At 66.3% G+C, this 16,997-nt stretch carries 18 protein-coding genes and 1 tRNA gene; 9 read left to right on the forward strand and 10 right to left on the reverse strand.

What is annotated here, in order from left to right; translation table 11 throughout:
* Positions 1-141 (forward strand): efflux RND transporter permease subunit (locus tag OS124_RS27095; RefSeq protein WP_010141817.1); only part of this gene is annotated, 141 nt, incomplete at its 5' end.
* 126 nt (positions 142-267) lie between these two features.
* Here the strand turns inward: OS124_RS27095 and OS124_RS0120380 are convergent.
* Positions 268-600, reverse strand: coding sequence for a TFIIB-type zinc ribbon-containing protein (locus OS124_RS0120380; protein ID WP_010141818.1), 333 nt, complete (start codon positions 598-600; stop codon positions 268-270).
* Between the two features lie 353 nt (positions 601-953).
* Between OS124_RS0120380 and OS124_RS0120385 the strand changes: the two genes are divergently transcribed.
* The 3 genes from OS124_RS0120385 to OS124_RS0120395 all read left to right on the forward strand — a co-directional run bounded on the left by OS124_RS0120385 (position 954) and on the right by OS124_RS0120395 (position 3,185).
* Positions 954-1,652 (forward strand): response regulator transcription factor, encoded by a 699-nt coding sequence (locus tag OS124_RS0120385; protein ID WP_010141819.1) that lies wholly within the window; start codon positions 954-956, stop codon positions 1,650-1,652.
* 327 nt (positions 1,653-1,979) lie between these two features.
* A complete protein-coding gene (locus tag OS124_RS25425) occupies positions 1,980-2,624 on the forward strand; it encodes a hypothetical protein (RefSeq protein WP_010141821.1) in 645 nt (214 codons plus the stop codon).
* 78 nt (positions 2,625-2,702) lie between these two features.
* Entirely contained in the window at positions 2,703-3,185 is a 483-nt protein-coding gene (locus tag OS124_RS0120395; RefSeq protein WP_010141822.1) for a HugZ family pyridoxamine 5'-phosphate oxidase, read from the forward strand.
* Positions 3,186-3,251: 66 nt separating this feature from the next.
* On the opposite strand, the gene OS124_RS0120400 is transcribed toward OS124_RS0120395, so the two are convergent.
* The 4 genes from OS124_RS0120400 to OS124_RS0120415 all read right to left on the reverse strand — a co-directional run bounded on the left by OS124_RS0120400 (position 3,252) and on the right by OS124_RS0120415 (position 8,605).
* Entirely contained in the window at positions 3,252-5,543 is a 2,292-nt protein-coding gene (locus OS124_RS0120400; protein WP_010141823.1) for a glycosyl hydrolase family 28-related protein, read from the reverse strand.
* Positions 5,544-5,730: 187 nt separating this feature from the next.
* On the reverse strand, positions 5,731-6,132 hold the full coding sequence (locus tag OS124_RS0120405) for a DUF4864 domain-containing protein (protein WP_010141824.1): 402 nt from the start codon (positions 6,130-6,132) through the stop codon (positions 5,731-5,733).
* Between the two features lie 61 nt (positions 6,133-6,193).
* The gene (locus OS124_RS0120410) at positions 6,194-6,925 is read right to left on the reverse strand and encodes a DUF4336 domain-containing protein (protein WP_010141825.1); all 732 of its coding nucleotides are present in this window, start codon (positions 6,923-6,925) and stop codon (positions 6,194-6,196) included.
* Positions 6,926-7,024: 99 nt separating this feature from the next.
* Positions 7,025-8,605 (reverse strand): lysine--tRNA ligase, encoded by a 1,581-nt coding sequence (locus tag OS124_RS0120415; RefSeq protein WP_010141826.1) that lies wholly within the window; start codon positions 8,603-8,605, stop codon positions 7,025-7,027.
* Positions 8,606-8,732: 127 nt separating this feature from the next.
* Here OS124_RS0120415 and OS124_RS0120420 point away from each other — a divergent pair, with 127 nt between their 5' ends.
* Positions 8,733-9,158, forward strand: a complete 426-nt coding sequence (locus tag OS124_RS0120420; RefSeq protein ID WP_010141827.1) for a tellurite resistance TerB family protein — start codon at positions 8,733-8,735, stop codon at positions 9,156-9,158.
* Positions 9,159-9,344: 186 nt separating this feature from the next.
* Positions 9,345-9,515, forward strand: coding sequence for a hypothetical protein (locus tag OS124_RS27635; protein WP_168161497.1), 171 nt, complete (start codon positions 9,345-9,347; stop codon positions 9,513-9,515).
* Positions 9,516-9,543: 28 nt separating this feature from the next.
* Here OS124_RS27635 and dacB read toward each other — a convergent pair whose 3' ends face one another.
* The 4 genes from dacB to OS124_RS27640 form a co-directional block, all read right to left on the reverse strand.
* On the reverse strand, positions 9,544-11,037 hold the full coding sequence (dacB, locus tag OS124_RS0120430; RefSeq protein ID WP_040607684.1) for a D-alanyl-D-alanine carboxypeptidase/D-alanyl-D-alanine endopeptidase: 1,494 nt from the start codon (positions 11,035-11,037) through the stop codon (positions 9,544-9,546).
* A gap of 73 nt (positions 11,038-11,110) precedes the next feature.
* Positions 11,111-11,713 carry a nicotinate-nucleotide adenylyltransferase gene (locus tag OS124_RS0120435; protein WP_040607686.1) on the reverse strand — a complete coding sequence of 201 codons (603 nt, stop codon included), beginning with the start codon at positions 11,711-11,713 and terminating at the stop codon, positions 11,111-11,113.
* A 124-nt stretch (positions 11,714-11,837) separates the two neighbouring features.
* The gene (locus tag OS124_RS0120440) at positions 11,838-13,007 is read right to left on the reverse strand and encodes an AI-2E family transporter (protein WP_237708147.1); all 1,170 of its coding nucleotides are present in this window, start codon (positions 13,005-13,007) and stop codon (positions 11,838-11,840) included.
* A gap of 92 nt (positions 13,008-13,099) precedes the next feature.
* Positions 13,100-13,495: a VOC family protein gene (locus OS124_RS27640; protein ID WP_010141833.1), complete on the reverse strand. Its 396-nt coding sequence runs from the start codon at positions 13,493-13,495 to the stop codon at positions 13,100-13,102.
* Between the two features lie 124 nt (positions 13,496-13,619).
* Here OS124_RS27640 and ychF point away from each other — a divergent pair, with 124 nt between their 5' ends.
* The gene (gene ychF, locus OS124_RS0120450) at positions 13,620-14,717 is read left to right on the forward strand and encodes a redox-regulated ATPase YchF (RefSeq protein ID WP_010141834.1); all 1,098 of its coding nucleotides are present in this window, start codon (positions 13,620-13,622) and stop codon (positions 14,715-14,717) included.
* An 81-nt stretch (positions 14,718-14,798) separates the two neighbouring features.
* On the opposite strand, the gene OS124_RS0120455 is transcribed toward ychF, so the two are convergent.
* On the reverse strand, positions 14,799-15,449 hold the full coding sequence (locus OS124_RS0120455; RefSeq protein ID WP_010141835.1) for a DUF1236 domain-containing protein: 651 nt from the start codon (positions 15,447-15,449) through the stop codon (positions 14,799-14,801).
* A 266-nt stretch (positions 15,450-15,715) separates the two neighbouring features.
* Here OS124_RS0120455 and OS124_RS0120460 point away from each other — a divergent pair.
* Positions 15,716-15,805, forward strand: a tRNA-Ser gene (locus OS124_RS0120460).
* A gap of 148 nt (positions 15,806-15,953) precedes the next feature.
* A partial coding sequence (locus OS124_RS0120465) for a tyrosine-type recombinase/integrase (protein ID WP_010141837.1) occupies positions 15,954-16,997 on the forward strand: 1,044 nt, incomplete at its 3' end.

Below are 16,997 nucleotides of genomic sequence, written 5' to 3' on the forward strand. Positions count from 1 at the left end.
GGCGCGGCGGCGCAGAACGCCATCGGGATCGGCGTGCTGGGCGGCATGGCGGCGGCCACCTTCCTGGGCGTCTTCGTGGTGCCCAGCTTCTACGTGGTGGTGCGCAAGCTGACCGGCGGCAAGCCGGTCCGAAAACCCTGACCTGGCGGCGGGGCGGCGCGGTTCGCCTCGTCCTGCCGTATCTCCGGCCCGCTGTCGGGCAGAGCACGGCAAAACGCCCGGCGTCGAGAGACGCCGGGCGTTTCGTTCCGGCCGGGCCGGAGCTGGTCAGTCGAAGTCGAAGATCTCGCTCAGCAGCGACTTGCGCTTCTTCTTCTTGTAGTAGGACTTGTCGTAGTGGCTGCCATGTTGGGGGGCGTGATGGTTGCCGTGGTGTTGCGCACGGGGATCGTAACGGTGCGCGCCGTGATGTCCCTCGTCCATCGGCGCCGCGCGGGAAGGGGCTGGTCGGGTTGGGGCTGCGGGGGCCTCACTGCGCTCGATGATCTTGTCCAGCTCGCCGCGATCCAGCCAGACACCCCGGCATGTCGGGCAGTAGTCGATCTCGACCCCCTGTCGGTCGGTCATCAAAAGCTCGGTCCCGTCTACCGGACATCTCATGCGGCGCATCTCCTGTTCATGGTTCCCCCCGAGATGGGTCCGGGCCGCAGGGGCCGCAAGGCGCCCCACAAGATTGTTAACCAAGCATCTGGAAAAATTGAGACTTATGCTTTCGTATAGATGGCCGGCAGGGGGTTACTGCGGTATTACTTCCTTGTCGGGTGACGGCGGGCCAGCACGGACCGCGACCCCCGGCAGATGCACCCAAGGGGTGCAATCAACGCGCATAGGGCGGAACGCCCGCGCATAACATCCGAGTTCGACGGTGTGGGCCGCAGACAGTCCCTCCGTCGGCGGCCGTCTCTCTCTCTCCACATCCCGTCGCTCTCGGCAAAGGGGAAAAGGAGATCAGGATGCGCCTTCTGGTGACCGACACGACCTGGAACATCGCCGGCCTGGCCCATGCCATGGGCAAGGAAGGGTTCTACATCACCGAGGCCGGTTCCGGCGCCGAGGTGCTTGAGTTCGCCTCTTCGGCGGAACAGAACGCCATCCTGATCGACCCCGACCTGCCCGACATGGACGCGGGCGAGCTGACGGCGAAGCTGCGGGCCACCTATCCGCGCATGGTGATCGTCGTGGTCTCGCGCCGGGTCGACGACAAGCTGCGGGCGGGCTTCATGACCCGTGGCGCGGACGAGGTGATCGAATGGCCCTGCAAGCCGATCGAGATCGCCGCCCGGCTGCGTGCCTATGTCCGCCGTGCCTGCGGGTTCAGCCATCCGGTGCTCGAGAGCGGCCCGCTGAGTGTCGACGTGGACGCCCGCGCGGTGGTCTGGGGCGACATGCCGATCCACCTGACCCGGCTGGAATACGAGCTGGTCGAGATGCTGATGCTGCGCGCCGGTGGTATGGTCAGCCGCGATCAGATCATGCTGCAGCTCTATGCCTGGCAGGACGAGCCCGACCCCAAGATCATCGACGTTTACATCTGCCGCATCCGCGCCAAGCTGGCGGCCATCGGGGCACCCGAAGATGTGCTGGTGACTTCTTTCGGGCAGGGCGTGCGGATCCCCGCGCTTACGGCCCTGCGCAAGGAAAGGGCTGCCTGAACCGGGGTTGCGAGATCCGGGGCACGCGCGCCCCACCTGAAACCATCGACTGCGTCCAGCACACGCAGGGACGGGCGGAGGCCATCGCGGCGCCGCCCGTCTTTCTTGTGGGGCGTCTTACGGTGGGCCGGGGCCCTCGTGAGGCCCAGTCCCTTGTGAGGCCTGGTCCCTTGTGATGCCCAGTCTTTCGGGTGGCCCTGTCTTCCCCCGGTTCTCCGGTCCTGCCCGGGGCCCTCGCCGCCTGACGCGCCTTGGCGTCCGTTCGCCTTTGTTATCAGAGCATTAACCAGATCTGCCGCAGGCTGGGGCATCTTCGGAGATCCGTCCATGCTGCGCTGCCTCGGCCTTGCCCTGCTGCTTCTGTTGCCCGACCCGCTGGCGGCCGGGCCCTGGCCGCGTGGCAAGGGGGCGCATTTCCTCTCGGTCACGGGGCGGATGATCGGATCCGACAGCGGTACCTGGATGCAGTCCTATTCGCTGTTCCATGAAGTCGGGCTGAGCGACCGGTTGACCCTTTCGACCGACCTCGGCGGGGCGATCTCGGGGCTGGACAAGCTGGTCAGCTACCTGTCGATTCCGCTGGGCGAGCGGCTTGGCTTCAACCTCGCGCTCGACATGGGGGCGGGGCAGGTGGCGGGGGACTGGGTGCTGCGCCCGGGCCTGTCGATCGGGCGGGGCCTCTCGCGCCCCTCGGCCTGGATCAGCGGAGAGCTTGCCGCCGAGATCTTCCCCAGGACCGGCGCGATGGACTGGAAGTTCGACCTGACGGCCGGGCTCAGCCCAGGTGAGCGGATCAAGTACTATGCCCAGATCCAGACCGGGCAACGGATGGGTGATCCGGCCTTCGCACGGCTGGCGGGCTCGGTCGCGCTGCGCCTGCGCGAGGGCACCTTCCTGGATGTCGGCGGCTCCGTCGGATTGGCCAATAGCGATCCTTACCGGCTCAAGCTGGGGATCTGGCAGGAGTTCTGAAGGTCGGATCCGGGATGGCGGCTTTTCGGACGAAGTTTTCCTGATGACAGGCGGGTCGGTCCGGGGCACACCGGGCGCATGGCCAAGACCGATCCGATCCGCCCCACCGATGATGAGGCCCGCGCGCTGGCGCGGGCACTGCTGGACAAGGCGCCCTTCGCCGCACTCGGCGTGCTTCGCGACGGGGCGCCGCTGGTCACCCGCATCGCGCTGTTTACCCCCGAGGATGGCGTGCCGGTCACGCTGGTGTCGCGTCTTGCGGCCCATACCGGCGCGCTGCTGGAGGGGCAGAAGGTCTCGCTGCTGGTCGGAGAGCCGGGGGGCAAGGGCGATCCGCTGACCCATCCGCGCCTCAGCCTCCAGGCAATCGCGGAACCGGTGACCCGCGAGGATCCGCGCTTTGACGCCTTGTCGCGCGCCTATGTCGCCGCGCGGCCAAAATCGAAGCTCTACATCGGGTTCGCGGATTTCCTGCTGGTGCGCTTCCGGCCCGAGGGCGCGCTGCTGAACGGCGGTTTCGGCGCCGCCTTCCGCCTCACGCCCGAAGACCTGATGCCCTGACGCCGACCCGCTGATACGAATGCGCCTCCCCGAGGGGAGGCGCTGGTGCTTGCGAGAGGGGAGGGCTCAGAGAGGATCATCCATCCTGACCCGCACCGTCACGGTGCCCGAGACCGCCTCTTGCCAGGTCAGGGTGATCTGGTCGCGGTCGGTGCCCTCCTTGGTCTTCACGTAGGGCATCAGGTGATGGGCGACATTGCTGCCATTGGCGATCTTGCCGTTGGCCACCACCCCTTCGACCGTCTGCGCCCAGCCCCCGAAGGGCAGCTTCGGCGCGCAGTCGATGGTCCAGACCGTGGTGGGGCTGGCCTCGTCGTGCTTCAGCACCAGCGGATTGACCGCCCCGGTATCGACCAGGTTGAACATGTTGCCGGCGAAGGTCACGTTGCTCATCTTGTCGAAGTCGAGATCGGCAAAGCTGGTGTCCACGCTCTCGACCCGGTCGATCGAGCCATGGATGCAGCGGAAGATATTGCCGGTGACATTCATCCCGTTCAGGTAGTGGCCGGTGCCGTAGGGCTTGACGATCAGGAAAGTGAACCAGGGCGCCACGTCGCTGCACAGGCAGATATTGTCGGTGACATTGAGGCCCGAGAAGCTGAACTCGCTGGAAAACTCGGGCGCATCGTCGTGTTCGTTGCCCCATTCGATGTAGCAGTTGTCGATGTAGTTGCCGGTGATCGTGGCGCGGGCATTGGTGCGCGACAGCACGATGCCGGGGGTTCGGATGCCCGCATCGGCACTGTCGCCGCCGAAGAAGTGGTTGCCCGAGATGATCGAGCCGGTGCCGGCGATCACCGCGAAGGTGCGCAGCTGCTGCACGCGGTTGTTGCGCAGCTTGATGTCGTTGGCATTGGTGTTCAGCGCGATCGACACGCGATCCTGGCTGAGCGCGCTGCTTTCGTCCGAGATGAACTGGCAGCGGTCAACCAGCATGCCCTGGCAGCCGGTGCCATGGCTGGTGATGCCGCGATCCTTGGGGCGGGTGATGTAGCAATCGCGGATGTGGAAGATCAGCCCGGCGGGGGCCATCAGGATGGCACTGCAGTCGCCACCGCACTGGAACTCGATATCCGACATCGAGAACTTGTCGAGATAGTCGAAGCCCGAGAAATCCAGCAGGTACTTGAAGCGCTTGAAGGTGAAGGTCTGGGTCCCGGCGGCATCATGAAGCGGCAGCGACAGGGTCAGTTTCTGCTGCGCCACGTTGACCGAGGTGACATAGACCTCGCGCCCGACGCCATTGCCCGTCACCAGGGAGCCGGGCTGGATATTGGCGATATTGGTGACGCCGGTCAGCTCGTCCGAACTGGCCGGGTCATAGGTGCCCTGGCTGGTGGTGATATCGGTGTCCCAGACCGCGCCGCCGTCGCAGTCGAACTGGCCGTTGCAGATGTGGCGGCGCTGCGCGTAGCTGGTCTTGTTGGCAAGGGCGGCCTGCATGTCGATGGGCTGCGTCACCTTGATGCGGCGGCCACCCATGTCCAGGCTCTCGTGGTCGGCATTGTTCAGCAGCGACTGGAAGGCCTTTTTGAAGGCCAGCTCTTCATCCTTGAAGGCGTCGATATAGGCGGGAAGGTGGAAGTCCTTGGTCAGCGACAGGATCGCGGCGGCGGGCATGGTCAGCGTACCGTCGAACTGGGTGCGGTTGTCGAAGGTCATGCTGTCGGACAGGTGGTAGGTGCCCTCGGGGATCTTCACCAGCCGCCCGTCGGCAGCGGTATCGGCGGCCATGAAGGCGGGAAGATCGTCGGTGACGCCGTCGCCCCTGGCGCCGAAGTCGCGCACATCGACCCAGGCCAGCATGTCGCGCAGGAAGACGTCGGTCACATCCTCGATGACGATGTCGTCGATCCGAACGATCCCGCCATTCGCGCCGGTCAGGTCCAGCCCGAAGTGGCCATAGACCGGCGTCGTGCCCCAGACCATGTCCACGCCGTCGCGGTCGCCGGAGCCGACGATGGCGCTGACCTCGCACACCTCGCCGTAGCTCGACAGGGTGATCGCGGGGCCGGTCTCGGTCAGGCCGGTGACATGGGCATCGGAGGTATCGCCCGCCCAGCCCGCGATGCGGACCGAGGGGAAGTTGCCACTGACCGCCTTCACCTTCGCGCTGATGCGCAGGTAGCAGCCGGGCAGCACCGGGGTTTCGCCCATGTAGCGCAGCTTCTGCGTGGTCGAGCCCTTGAGCAGCTCGAGACAGCCGCCAAAGTCCTGGTCGGCGGCGATGAGCGCCGCATTGGGGTTGCCCTGGTAGCTATCCGAGCCGGGGGTGCCGTCGCCGCTCGACCACTGGTCCAGACCGTTCTCGAAAGCCGGGGGCATGAAGAGAATGCCGTCCGTGATCGCCTTGTTCATGCCGTAGCCCTTTCCTCTGCCGCGACGCCGCGCGGCGCCGAATGGGCGAAAGAGCTATCAACGATCCCTTAACGGAGGCTGGGAGGACCGTGCGCGGCCAGCCACGGGCGAGGGGGCGCGCAGGGATCCCGGCAGGGAACGGAGGGGCGTCAGCGCGGCGGGTGCCGGACAGCTTCCCAGGCGGCTTCTATACGGCGGGTTCGGCGGCAGGCAGGCGGCGCACGGCGTCGATCTTCCAGCCCTCCGGGGTCTCGATCATCAGGTACTCGAGCAGGAAGCTGCGCCCCTGCCGGTCCTCGACCAGCAACACCTGGGCCTGACGGTCCCCACGTGCCTCGACGCCCATGAAGCGGAACAGGCGCGGGTCCAGCACCTCGGGGTAGCCCTGCCGCAACATGCGTTCGAAGTTCTCGACCGGGCCGAAGGTGCCCCGGATCCCCGGCGAGGCCATTTCGTAGGCGCCGGCGAAGTCGCCGTTGCTCAAGGCCTCCATCTGGGCGCCGATGACGCCTTTCACTGCTTCTTCCTGGGCCGAGGCCGCGCCTGCGATCAGCAGCGCCACCTGCACGCCCGATGCGACACGCCACATGTCAAACCTCCGGGGATACTGGTCACTGGTTCACTCGTACTCGAGGAGAGGTAGCACTGGGTTACCCTTGGTCAAGGAGACCGGCAAAGGCCCGGCGCAGGCGCAGTGAGGCATCGCGCCGCCAGGGCTCGCCGTGCGCCATGATCGCCGTTTCGGGCTGCCACGATAGCAGGGTCTCGACATGATCCCGCAGGGCGGCCTTGTCGAAGGTGGCGCGCATGTCCGGCGGCATCCGCCCGTCGGGGCGCGAGATCCCGGCCAGCTTCACCAGTTTTCCCATCAGCCAGGGCAGCTTGGCGGGGTCGAAGTTCTCGATGAAATCCGTCAGCACGAGGCAGCGCGAGGGCGCGTGGAAGAAGACCATCTCCTGCAGCACCTTGCTGCCCGTCACCAGGTGGCCATGCAGCACGTCCTCCCAGTCCGCCTGCCGGGCCAGTTCTTCGGCGGGGCCGATCTCCAGCTTGCGACTGGCGGCACGGGCACGGACGCCGGGGGCGACCCAGGTCCGGGCCTCGGGGAAACGCCTCTGCCAGTCGGGAAGGGAGGCGTAGTGGATGGCATTGGGCGCCACCAGATGCGCCACGGGCCCAAGCGCCTCGACGGTTTCGAACAGGCCCGGCGCGGGGCGGATCGGCGAATGAATCCAAAGCCTGCCTGAGGGCAGCCGCACGAGGGTCATGCGGGTGGAAAAGGGCATGCCGTAGAAACGGATATGTGGCCCGTCGACGATCCATATCTCGGGGCCGAAGGGCTTCGGGACATTCAGCGGCTCATAGCCCGTGGTGCGATGCATGGCAGGTCCTCCCGCGGGCACCATCCAGCGCCTGCCCCCGAATGGCAACAGGGCCGCCCCTCTGAGGCGGCCCTGCGCGGATTGCGGAACGGTGAGGGCTCAGCCCTCGACGAAGTCGCCGGCCAGGGCGCGGTCGATCAGCGCCACGGTTTCCTGCACGCCGTAAAGCGCGATGAAGCCGCCGAAACGCGGGCCCTGCGAGGCGCCCAGAAGCACCTCGTAGAGGCACGAGAACCAGGCCTTCATCGGGTCGAACCGCTCGCGGCCCACGGTGTAGACCACCGATTGCAGCGCCTCGTCGGTCTCGTCGCCGTCATAGGCCTTCAGCGCATCGCGCAGGGCTTCCAGCGCCTCGCGCTCCTGCTCGGTGGCGGCGCGGAAGACCTTCCCGGGCTTCACGAAGTCGTTGTAGTAGCGCACCGCGAAACCGGCGGCCTGATCCATCTGGGGATTGGTCTCGGGCGAGGCCTCGGGGGCGTAACGACGGATGAAGCCCCAGAGGGTCTCCTTGTCCTCGGCGCCCGACACTGATGCCAGGTTCAGCAGCATCGAGAAGGGCACGACCATGTCCGAGGCAGGCACGTCACCGGCGTGGATATGCCAGACCGGGTTGGCGGCCTGCCCCTTGGCGTCCTGCGTCGGGTAGGCCTGCAGCTGCTGGTGGTATTCGTCCATCGCCTTGGGGATGACATCGAAATAGAGCCGCTTGGCCGTCTTCGGCTTCAGGAACATGAAGTAGCTGAGGCTCTCGGTGCTGGCATAGGTCAGCCACTCGTCGATCGAGATGCCGTTGCCCGAGGACTTCGAGATCTTCTGACCCTGGTCATCCAGGAACAGCTCGTAGGTGAAATGCTCGGGCTTCTTGCCACCGAGGATCTCGCAGATGCTGTCATAGATCGGCGTATTGGTGCTGTGGTCCTTGCCGTACATCTCGAAGTCGACGCCAAGCGCGGCCCAGCGGGCGCCGAAGTCGGGCTTCCACTGCAGTTTCACGTTGCCCCCCGTTACGGGCAGGGTCCACTCCTTGCCGTCCTCGTCGTCGAAGGTGATCGTGTAGTCGTCCTTGTTGACGGACTTCATCGGCACATAGAGGACGCGGCCGGTCTCGGGGTGGATCGGCAGGAAGATCGAATAGGTCGCCGCGCGCTCTTCGCGCAGGGACTTCAGCATCACCTTCATCACGGCGTCGTACTTCTCGACGGCGCGTTTCAGCACCTCGTCGAACTGGCCCGACTTGTAGAATTCGGTGGCCGAGTAGAACTCGTACTCGAAGCCGAAGGTGTCGAGGAAGCGGCGCAGCATGGCGTTGTTGTGATGGCCGAAGCTGTCGTGGGTCTCGAAGGGATCGTAGACCGAGGTCAGCGGCTTCTGGATGTCCTCGCGCAGACGCTCCTGGTTCGGCACGTTGCCGGGGATCTTGCGCATGCCGTCCATGTCATCGCTGAAGCAGATGAGCCGGGTGGGAATGTCGCTGATCACCTCGAAGGCGCGGCGGATCATCGTGGTGCGCAGCACCTCGCCGAAGGTCCCGATATGGGGCAGGCCCGAGGGGCCATAGCCCGTCTCGAACAGCACGTAGCCCTTCTCCGGCGCCTTCTTCTCGTACCGTTTGGCGAGGCGGCGGGCCTCTTCGAAAGGCCAGGCTTTCGATTCCAATGCGGCTTGGCGCAGGTCGGACATGTCGGATCTCCTTGAGGATTCGGCCCCGTGCGGGCACCGGGCTTCCTATTGTGCATGGGCCGAGGGGTCAATATTGTGACGCCTGAAGGCCCGTCAGGGCACGTCATACACCGGTTAAGGATAGCAGATGCCCACCGATATCGAGCATTCCCTCTCGGCCCAGGACTGTCTTGTCCTGCTGATGATCGCCGTTTCGGTCTCGGACGAGAACGTCCGCACCGCCGAGCTGATCAAGATCGAGAGCCAGGTGAACACCCTGCCGGTCTTCGGCACCTACGACGACAGCCGGATCAAGCAGATGTCCTCGATCGTCTTCGACCTGTTCTCGGAGGAAGACGGGCTGGACGCGCTGTTCGGGCTGATCCGCGACAACCTGCCCGACCGCCTGTTCGAGACCGCCTATGCGCTGGCCTGCGACGTAGCGGCCGCCGATGGCTCCCTGCGCGAAAGCGAGCTGCGCCTGCTGGAAGAGATTCGCTACGAGCTGAACATCGACCGCCTGCATGCGGCGGCGATCGAGCGCGGTGCGCGGGCACGCCACCTCACCGTCTAGGATTCAGACCAGAAAATGGGCACCCGCGCGGCGGATGCTTCGGAACTGAAACAGGGCCGGGCGGATCTCCGCCCGCGGGGGGCAGGCTGTCGCGCAAGTGCGTGAGGTCTGGAATACCCGCATTGATCGCGCGGGGGTTTGCCCCACATGATCAGCATGACCTTGTTTCAGAAGAAGTTTCCCGTCATGCGCCGTCTTGTCCTGATCCTCGGCCTCGCCCTGCTCTGCCTCGTTCCCGTCATCGGGGTGATGCTGCAACCGAATGACCTTTCCGCGCGGCCCCTCTCGGCCGAGACGGCACCGCTGACGGTGCCCCATGGTGCCGCGTCGGGCGCCCCAGGTCGGGACGACCACTAGGACGCAGGTCAGGACGGCCAGTAGGCCGTCAGCCCGCGCCGTAGACCTGTCCCCAGCGATCCAGCAGCGCCTGCTGAAGCCGGCGCGCCCGTGTCAGCCAGGCCTTGCCGCCCCGCGGGCTTTCGCGCTCGGCCCGGCTGAGGGCATCACGCCGCGGCACATCCCCCGAGAGAATGGCGAAGGCATACTCTGCGCCGTCGCCGGTGCTGGCATAGCCGGCCAGCCCGCTGACGAAGTTCAGCGTTCCGGTCTTGGCCACCACCGAGACGCGCGGATCGACGACCTTGCGGCCCTTCTCGTCCAGCAGCGGGATATCCTTCAGGATCGGGCGCAGGAAGCCGGCGGCGCGGGGCTGCGAGAGCAGCCGCACGAGATCTCCGGTTGGAAAGCGCGAGGCATCCCCAAGGCCCGAGTGATCGACCATGGCAACCTCGCGCAGCCCGTAGGTGCGGCGGGCCCAGTCGCTCATCGCGGCGGCCGAGGCACGGATGGAGGCGGGCCGTCCCGAGGCCTGCGCGCTGGCGGCAAGCCCCAGCACTTCGGCGGTGAGGTTGTTGGAATAGCGCAGCATCAGCTCGGCGATCTCTTCCAGCGGCGGGCTTTCATGGCGGGCCAGTTCGGCGGTGCCGGCGGGCAGGTCGTGCAGCATCTCGGGGGTCTTCAGCACCAGCCCGCCCGACCGGGCGAGCGAGGCGAAGACCTCTGCGGCATAGGCGGCCGGGCGGCGCACCGGCAGCCAGCGCGAGCCGCCAGTGCCGAGGGCGCCGCGCGCCACGGTCCAGGTGTCGCGCCCGTCCCGGTCGGCGTAGGTGTAGACCGGGCTGTCGCGATCGACGATCTGCATCGAGGCGATGGCGACCTCGGGGCGATACCTGTCGGTGCGGGCGTCCATGGTGGCGCGCCATTTGCCCGCCTCCTGCTTCCATTCGAAATGGACCCGGTTGTAGTTCAGGTTCAGCGCCGAGACGCCGGGGTTGTAGCCCAGGTGGTCGGGCTGGCTGGCGTCGATCAGCCGGGCCTCGGGCAGGCTTGCGCCGTGGACCAGGAACCGCCCGCTCACCTCGCGCAGCCCCGCGGCCTTCAGGCGCGCGGCCAGCTCGGCCAGGTCGTTGGTGTCAAGCCCTGGATCGCCGCCGCCGACGAGGATCAGGTCGCCCTCGAGCCGGCCGTTGCGCAGCGGGCCGGTGCCCAGGACGCGGGTGGTGAAGCGATGCGCGGGGCCGAGCGCCTCGAGCGCATAGAGCGCGGTCAGGCACTTGCCGACGCTGGCTGGGGGCAGGGGGGTCTCGGCGTCGTGGCTTTCCAGCAGGGCCGGGGTGCCGACGCGGGCCAGCGCGAAGCTCGAGCGCCCGGTCAGCCCCGCCTTGCCGATCAGCGCCTCGCCGTCCGGCACGGTCACCTCGCCCAAGCCACCGGGCCGCAGGCGGGGACGCAGCGAGGTGGCGGGGGCGGCGGCGGCAAGGGGGCTGGCGATACCTGCCAGAAGGGCTCCGAGAACGAAGCGTCGGGGCAATCTGTTCATTGTCGAGGCGCGCTTAGCTGCAATGGTCGCACCATCTGTAAGGGGCGCGGCCCCCCGGGGGCAAGCCCTGCGCTCAGGATCCTGCAGGGGCCGGAGTGGTCCATTCGCCCCGCGCGCGGATCTGCGAGGACGAGATGTCGACCATCGGCATGTCGACGAAGCACCAGGCCGGGGCGGGTTGCGCCGCCAGCAGGTGGCTTTCGGCGTCGCGAACCCGGGCCCGGCGCGCAAAGCGGGCAGCGCGCGAGTTGCGTGCGGCCAGCCGGTCTCCGGGACGGGCCAGGATGCCGACGGGCACGTTGGAGAGGATCCACTGCCATTCCTGCCAGCGGTCGAACTGCACCAGGTTGTCGGCCCCCATGAGCCAGGTGAAGGCGACGCCGGGATAGTGGGCCTGCAGGGCGCGCAGGCTGCGGGCGGTGTAGCGGGTGCCGAGGCGGGCCTCGATGTCGGTGACGTCCACACGGGGGTGGCGCATCAGCGCGCGGGCGGCCTGCATCCTGTCGGCCAGCGGGGCGGGGCCGTCGGATTTCAGCGGGTTGCCGGGGCTGACCAGCCACCAGACCCGGTCCAGTCCGAACCGCTTCAGGGCTTCGAGGGTGATATGGACATGGCCTTCGTGCGGCGGATCGAAGGATCCGCCCAGAAGCCCGATCCGCTGTCCGGGGCGCGCCATGGGATTGCGGTGAAGGGGCACCGGCGTCTCCTGCCTGTCACCCGCCCGGGCGGGCCGGGGTATGGCGCCTTGGCGGGTGAAAATGTCGGTCACTGGCGGATTTGCGCCGGAAGCGACGGGAAAGTCAAACCTCGGGAAGGGGATCTTCCTCGGTGGTGGCCGGTGGCCTGCGCCGGGGCTGGCGTCCTTCCAGGAAGCTGCCGAGTGACTGCAGCCCGGGAACATTGTCGCAGAGAACCTTCATCATCACCAGCAGCGGCACTGCCAGAACCGCCCCCGCCGCGCCCCAGAGCCAGGCCCAGAAGACCACCGCGATAAACACCGAGGCGGCATTCAGCTGCAGGTGCCGTCCGACCAACCAGGGCGTGATCATCTGCCCCTCGATCGAGGTCAGGGTCAGGTAGACCAGTGGCACCAGCAGCGCGGTGCCGGCGCTGTCATAGGTCACCAGGGCGACGGCCCCGGCCACGACCACGCCGATCATCGCGCCGAGATAGGGCAGGTAGTTCAGCAGGAAGGCGGCAACCCCCCAGAGCAGCGCATAGGGCATCCCCATGAAATGCATGGCCCCCCCGACGCAGACCCCGAGCACGGCGTTGATCACCGTGATTGCGGCGAGATAGCGCGACACCTGTCGTTCGACGTCATGGGCGATCCGCGCGGCGCGGCGCTTGCGGCTGAAGTCAGGGAAGGACTGCACCAGGCGGCTGCGGAAATTGTCGCCCATCGACAGCAGGAACATGGCAAAGAGCAGGGCCACCGCCAGCACGGTGCCCGAGGTCACAAGTGACCCGAGCGCGGTCTGCAGGATGCCGGTCGCGGGGGTGACGACGATGGCGTCCTCTTCGCTCTGGTCGCCGCCCGCGCCCCCCGCGGCCATCTGGCTCATTTCCTCCGAGGCCTCCTGAAGGCGCTCGAAGTTGCGCAGCACCTTCCACAGCTTGCGCTGCACTTCTTCCTGGATCTCGGGCGCATCATTGATCAGTGTCTCGCCCGGCAGCCGCAGGGCATAGAGGCCGAGGATGGAGACCGCGCCGATACTGGCGATCAGCAGCACCGCCGAGAGCCCCTCGGGCACCCCCTTGCGGCTCAGCCAGCGCACGAGGGGCGTCAGGGTCATCGCGATGAGAAGGCCCAGCACCACCGGAAGCACCACCGTCTTGGCGACATAGAGCGACCAGAGCAGGAACAGCGCCAGCAGGGCGGCCAGAAGGATCTCGATCCGTTGCAGACTGTGGCGGATCCGGTCGCGGCGCACCGGTTGCGGCCCCTGTGGCTCGGCTGATTCTGGCATGGGTCCCTCGCGCTGACACAGCGGACCAACGCCGCCCGGCCCGTCGCAGTTCCGGGGCGGTGGTCGGGGTCGGTCCGGCGACGCGTCGGCGGCTAGTCGCAGTTGATCATCCAGGGCACGCCGAAGAGGTCCCGGCAGGTACCGAAGCCCCGCGCCCAGAAGGTCGCCGCGAAGCCCGAGGTATCGACCCCCTCGCGGGACAGTGTCGCGTGAACAAGCCGGGCCTCGTCGAGGTTCTCGTATTCCAGCTCGATGGCAAATCCCGAGAGGTCCGTCAGCACCCCAGGCTCCCGGCTGTCGGCGACCATGATGTCCTGACCGGGCAGGGACAGCCTGCCGTGCATGATGCGCCGATGCAGCACAGGCTGCTCCGGCGGGTCCGGCATCTCGCCATAGGTCAGCAGTTGTTCGATCGGGGTCCGGAAAGTGCGGGCGTAATAGTCCAGCGCGGCGCGGGCCTCGCCGTCGAAGTAGAGATAAATGGCCATAACAATATCCTGCGGTTCTCCGCATCGGAAGACCGCCCCCACCGGGGACAGGATACCACGGATACGCTTGCGGCAAAGCCCCGTGGATTCTATGAGGCGCAGGAACCAAAGGAGATAGAGCATCATGGGCTTCAGGATGGGCATCGTGGGTCTGCCGAACGTCGGCAAGTCGACCCTGTTCAACGCGCTGACCAAGACCGCCGCGGCCCAGGCCGCCAACTTCCCCTTCTGCACCATCGAGCCGAACGTCGGCGAGGTGAACGTGCCGGACCGCCGGCTGGACACCCTGGCCGGGATCGCCGGCAGCAAGCAGATCATCCCGGCGCGGATGACCTTCGTCGATATCGCGGGCCTGGTGAAGGGCGCCAGCCAGGGCGAGGGCCTCGGCAACCAGTTCCTCGCCAACATCCGCGAGACCGATGCCATCGCCCACGTGCTGCGCTGCTTCGAGGATGGTGACATCACCCACGTCGACGGACGCGTCGATCCGGTGGCCGATGCCGAGGTAATCGAGACCGAGCTGATGCTCTCGGACCTCGAATCCATCGAGAAGCGCCGCGCCAACCTGGTGCGCAAGCTGAAGGGCAACGACAAGGAAGCGCAGCAGCAGGACCGCCTGCTGGCCGCCGCCCAGGCCGCTCTGGAAGACGGTAAGCCCGCCCGCACGGTCGAGGTCGACGCCGAGGACCTGAAGGCCTGGAAGATGCTGCAGCTGCTGACCTCCAAGCCCGTGCTCTTCGTCTGCAACGTCAACGAGGAAGACGCCGCCAAGGGCAACGATTTCTCTGCCGCGGTCGAGAAGATGGCAGCCGAGCAGGGCGCAGGCACCGTGCTGATCTCGGCCCGGATCGAGGAAGAGATCTCTCAGCTCGACGCCGAAGAGGCCGAGATGTTCCTGGGCGAGATGGGCCTTGAAGAGGCGGGCCTGGACCGTCTGATCCGCGCCGGGTACGAGCTGCTGCACCTCGAGACCTATTTCACCGTCGGCCCCAAGGAGGCCCGCGCCTGGACCATCAAGCAGGGCACCATGGCACCCCAGGCCGCCGGCGTGATCCACGGTGACTTCGAGAAGGGCTTCATCCGCGCCGAGACCATCGCCTATGACGACTACGTCGCCTGCAACGGCGAAAGCGGGGCCAAGGAAGCCGGCAAGATGCGCGCCGAGGGCAAGGCCTACCAGGTCAAGGACGGCGACGTGCTGCACTTCCTGTTCAACACCTGATCCGACGTAAACGGACATGAGAACGCCCGCCCCCGCAAGGGGGCGGGCGTTCCGCTTTTCAAAGGGCCCTGGGGCCGGGGATCAGCGCAGGACCTGCACGATGGTGCGGTCCGTATCGACCAGCACGGGCTGGCCGTTGACGTTGATGTAGCGGTAATCGCTCTCGGGGATGGTCACCAGCTGCGCGCCTTCCGGGATGCCGGCGCCGACCACGACTTCACCGTTCATGTAGACGGGCTCGACCGGGTTGGCCTTGACGTAGGTGACGGTTTCTTCCGGCACGGCAGAGGCACCGGCAGCGGTGCCCAGCAGGACGCCCGCGGCCACGGCCGCCGGGCCGCCGATCAGCGACATGGCCAGCGCGCCGCCGGTCAGGCCACCGGCGGTGGCGGCGTCGGCGCGGTTCTCCTCGTTCACGTCCACGGTCTCCAGCTCGAGGCGCTGGATGTTGCCCTGGATGATCACCGGCTCGGAATCCAGCGAGGCGGTCAGGTAGGGGCTGTAGGCCCAGCCCTGGTTGCCTTCGAAGGTCACCTTGCACCAGTCAATGGCGGTGGCGCACTGCTCGACTTCCACGGCGGCTTCACCGGGGATCACGTCGATGATCTCGCCGCGCGGGCCGGGGTCGGCGCGCAGGTTCAGATCGGTGGTCGCCGTGGCGCTGGTCGAGGCCATGGCGCTGGTTGCGGTCAGGATGGCGGCGGCGCTGAGGCCGAGGGTCTTGGCATACATGGGATTTGTCCTTCCGTTTGCGGTGGCCCTGCTTGGGGGCTGTTCCGAGGCGGATCGCTCCGCCCTTGCACAGCCACACAACGGCGCCCCGCGCTCGCCGGTTCCTGAGGCCTCTGCCGCACCCGGCGAAACCTTGCCGGGGAAGCGGGCGCGACCGGCCTGCGTTGGGGCAATATAATCGTTCTTGGCCAATGGCTTGTGCCCTGATCCGAACTTGTAACAGTTTTCCCTTGTTTTCCCCTCCCCTGCCGCATAGACACACCGACGGAGACGTGGCCGAGTGGTCGAAGGCGCTCCCCTGCTAAGGGAGTAGGCGGGAAACCGTCTCGTGGGTTCGAATCCCATCGTCTCCGCCACCTACCATTTTCATTGAATGGCCTTGGGGCGCTTGATAGCGTATAAGTCTATGGACTTATGCGCTTATTCTCGTTCGTTGATTGCGTTCGTTTCACTTCGATTGCGCTCGGTTCTATTCGTTCCGTGGTATGAAAGGTGGTACGTCCAATGGCCTACACCTCCGGCAAACTGACCAAGAATCTCGTCCGCACCCTGGGCACAGGGCGGCACGGCGACGGCAATGGCCTCTACCTCGTCGTAGACCCATCGGGTGCCCGTCGCTGGATCGTGCGCGTCACCGTGAAGGGGCAGCGTAATCGCCAAGGCAAGCCCAACCGAACGGACTTCGGTCTAGGCGGCGCTGACATCATTACGCTCACAGTCGCCCGCGAGCGAGCGCTTGAATACCGACGCCTCGCAAAGCAAGGGCTAAACCCGAAGTATCACCGCGACAAGGAGGTGCCGTGCTTCGAGGAGGTCGCACGTCAGGTTCACATTGAGCGCCTGCCGACATGGAAGAACCCGAAGCACGGACAGCAGTGGATCAACACGCTTGCCGACTATGCTTTTCCTAAGATCGGCCGAATGCCTGTCTCGGATATCGACCAGCCGGAAATCTTGCAGGTGTTGTCCCCGATCTGGACAGAGAAGCACGAGACCGCGCGCAGGGTGGCGCAGCGGATGAAGGCCGTCCTCGATGTGGCCCGGTCGCGCGGTTACCGCGAGGGTGAAAACCCCGTGACGGTCGTGATGGATGCCCGGGTGTTGCCGCGCGTGAAGGCCAAGGTGAAGCACCACAATGCTATGCGCTGGCAGGATGTGCCCGCATTTTACGCGCAGCTTTCTCAGCAAAGCGGCATGGCAGCCAAGGCGTTGATGTTGACCTGCCTGACGGGGTGCCGAACCAGCGAGGTTTTACAAGCTGTCTGGGAGGAGTTTGATTTCGACGAGCTAATTTGGACGATTCCTGAAGAAAGGACCAAGACGGGAACCGAGCATCGTGTTCCACTTACCGATCAGATGATGGGAATTGTCGAGCCGTTGAAGGCGCTTCGCTCCGAATGTGTCTTTGAGGGGCAGCGCCGACACAAACCACTCTCGAACATGTCGATGCTGATGCTGCTACAACGCATGGAGATCGAGGGGGTGACGGTACACGGGTTCAGATCAGCGTTTCGAGATTGGGCTGCCGAGGTGGGCAACCACCCACGG

The organism is Oceanicola sp. S124 (genome assembly GCF_000220565.1).
Lineage (GTDB): Bacteria > Pseudomonadota > Alphaproteobacteria > Rhodobacterales > Rhodobacteraceae > Pseudooceanicola.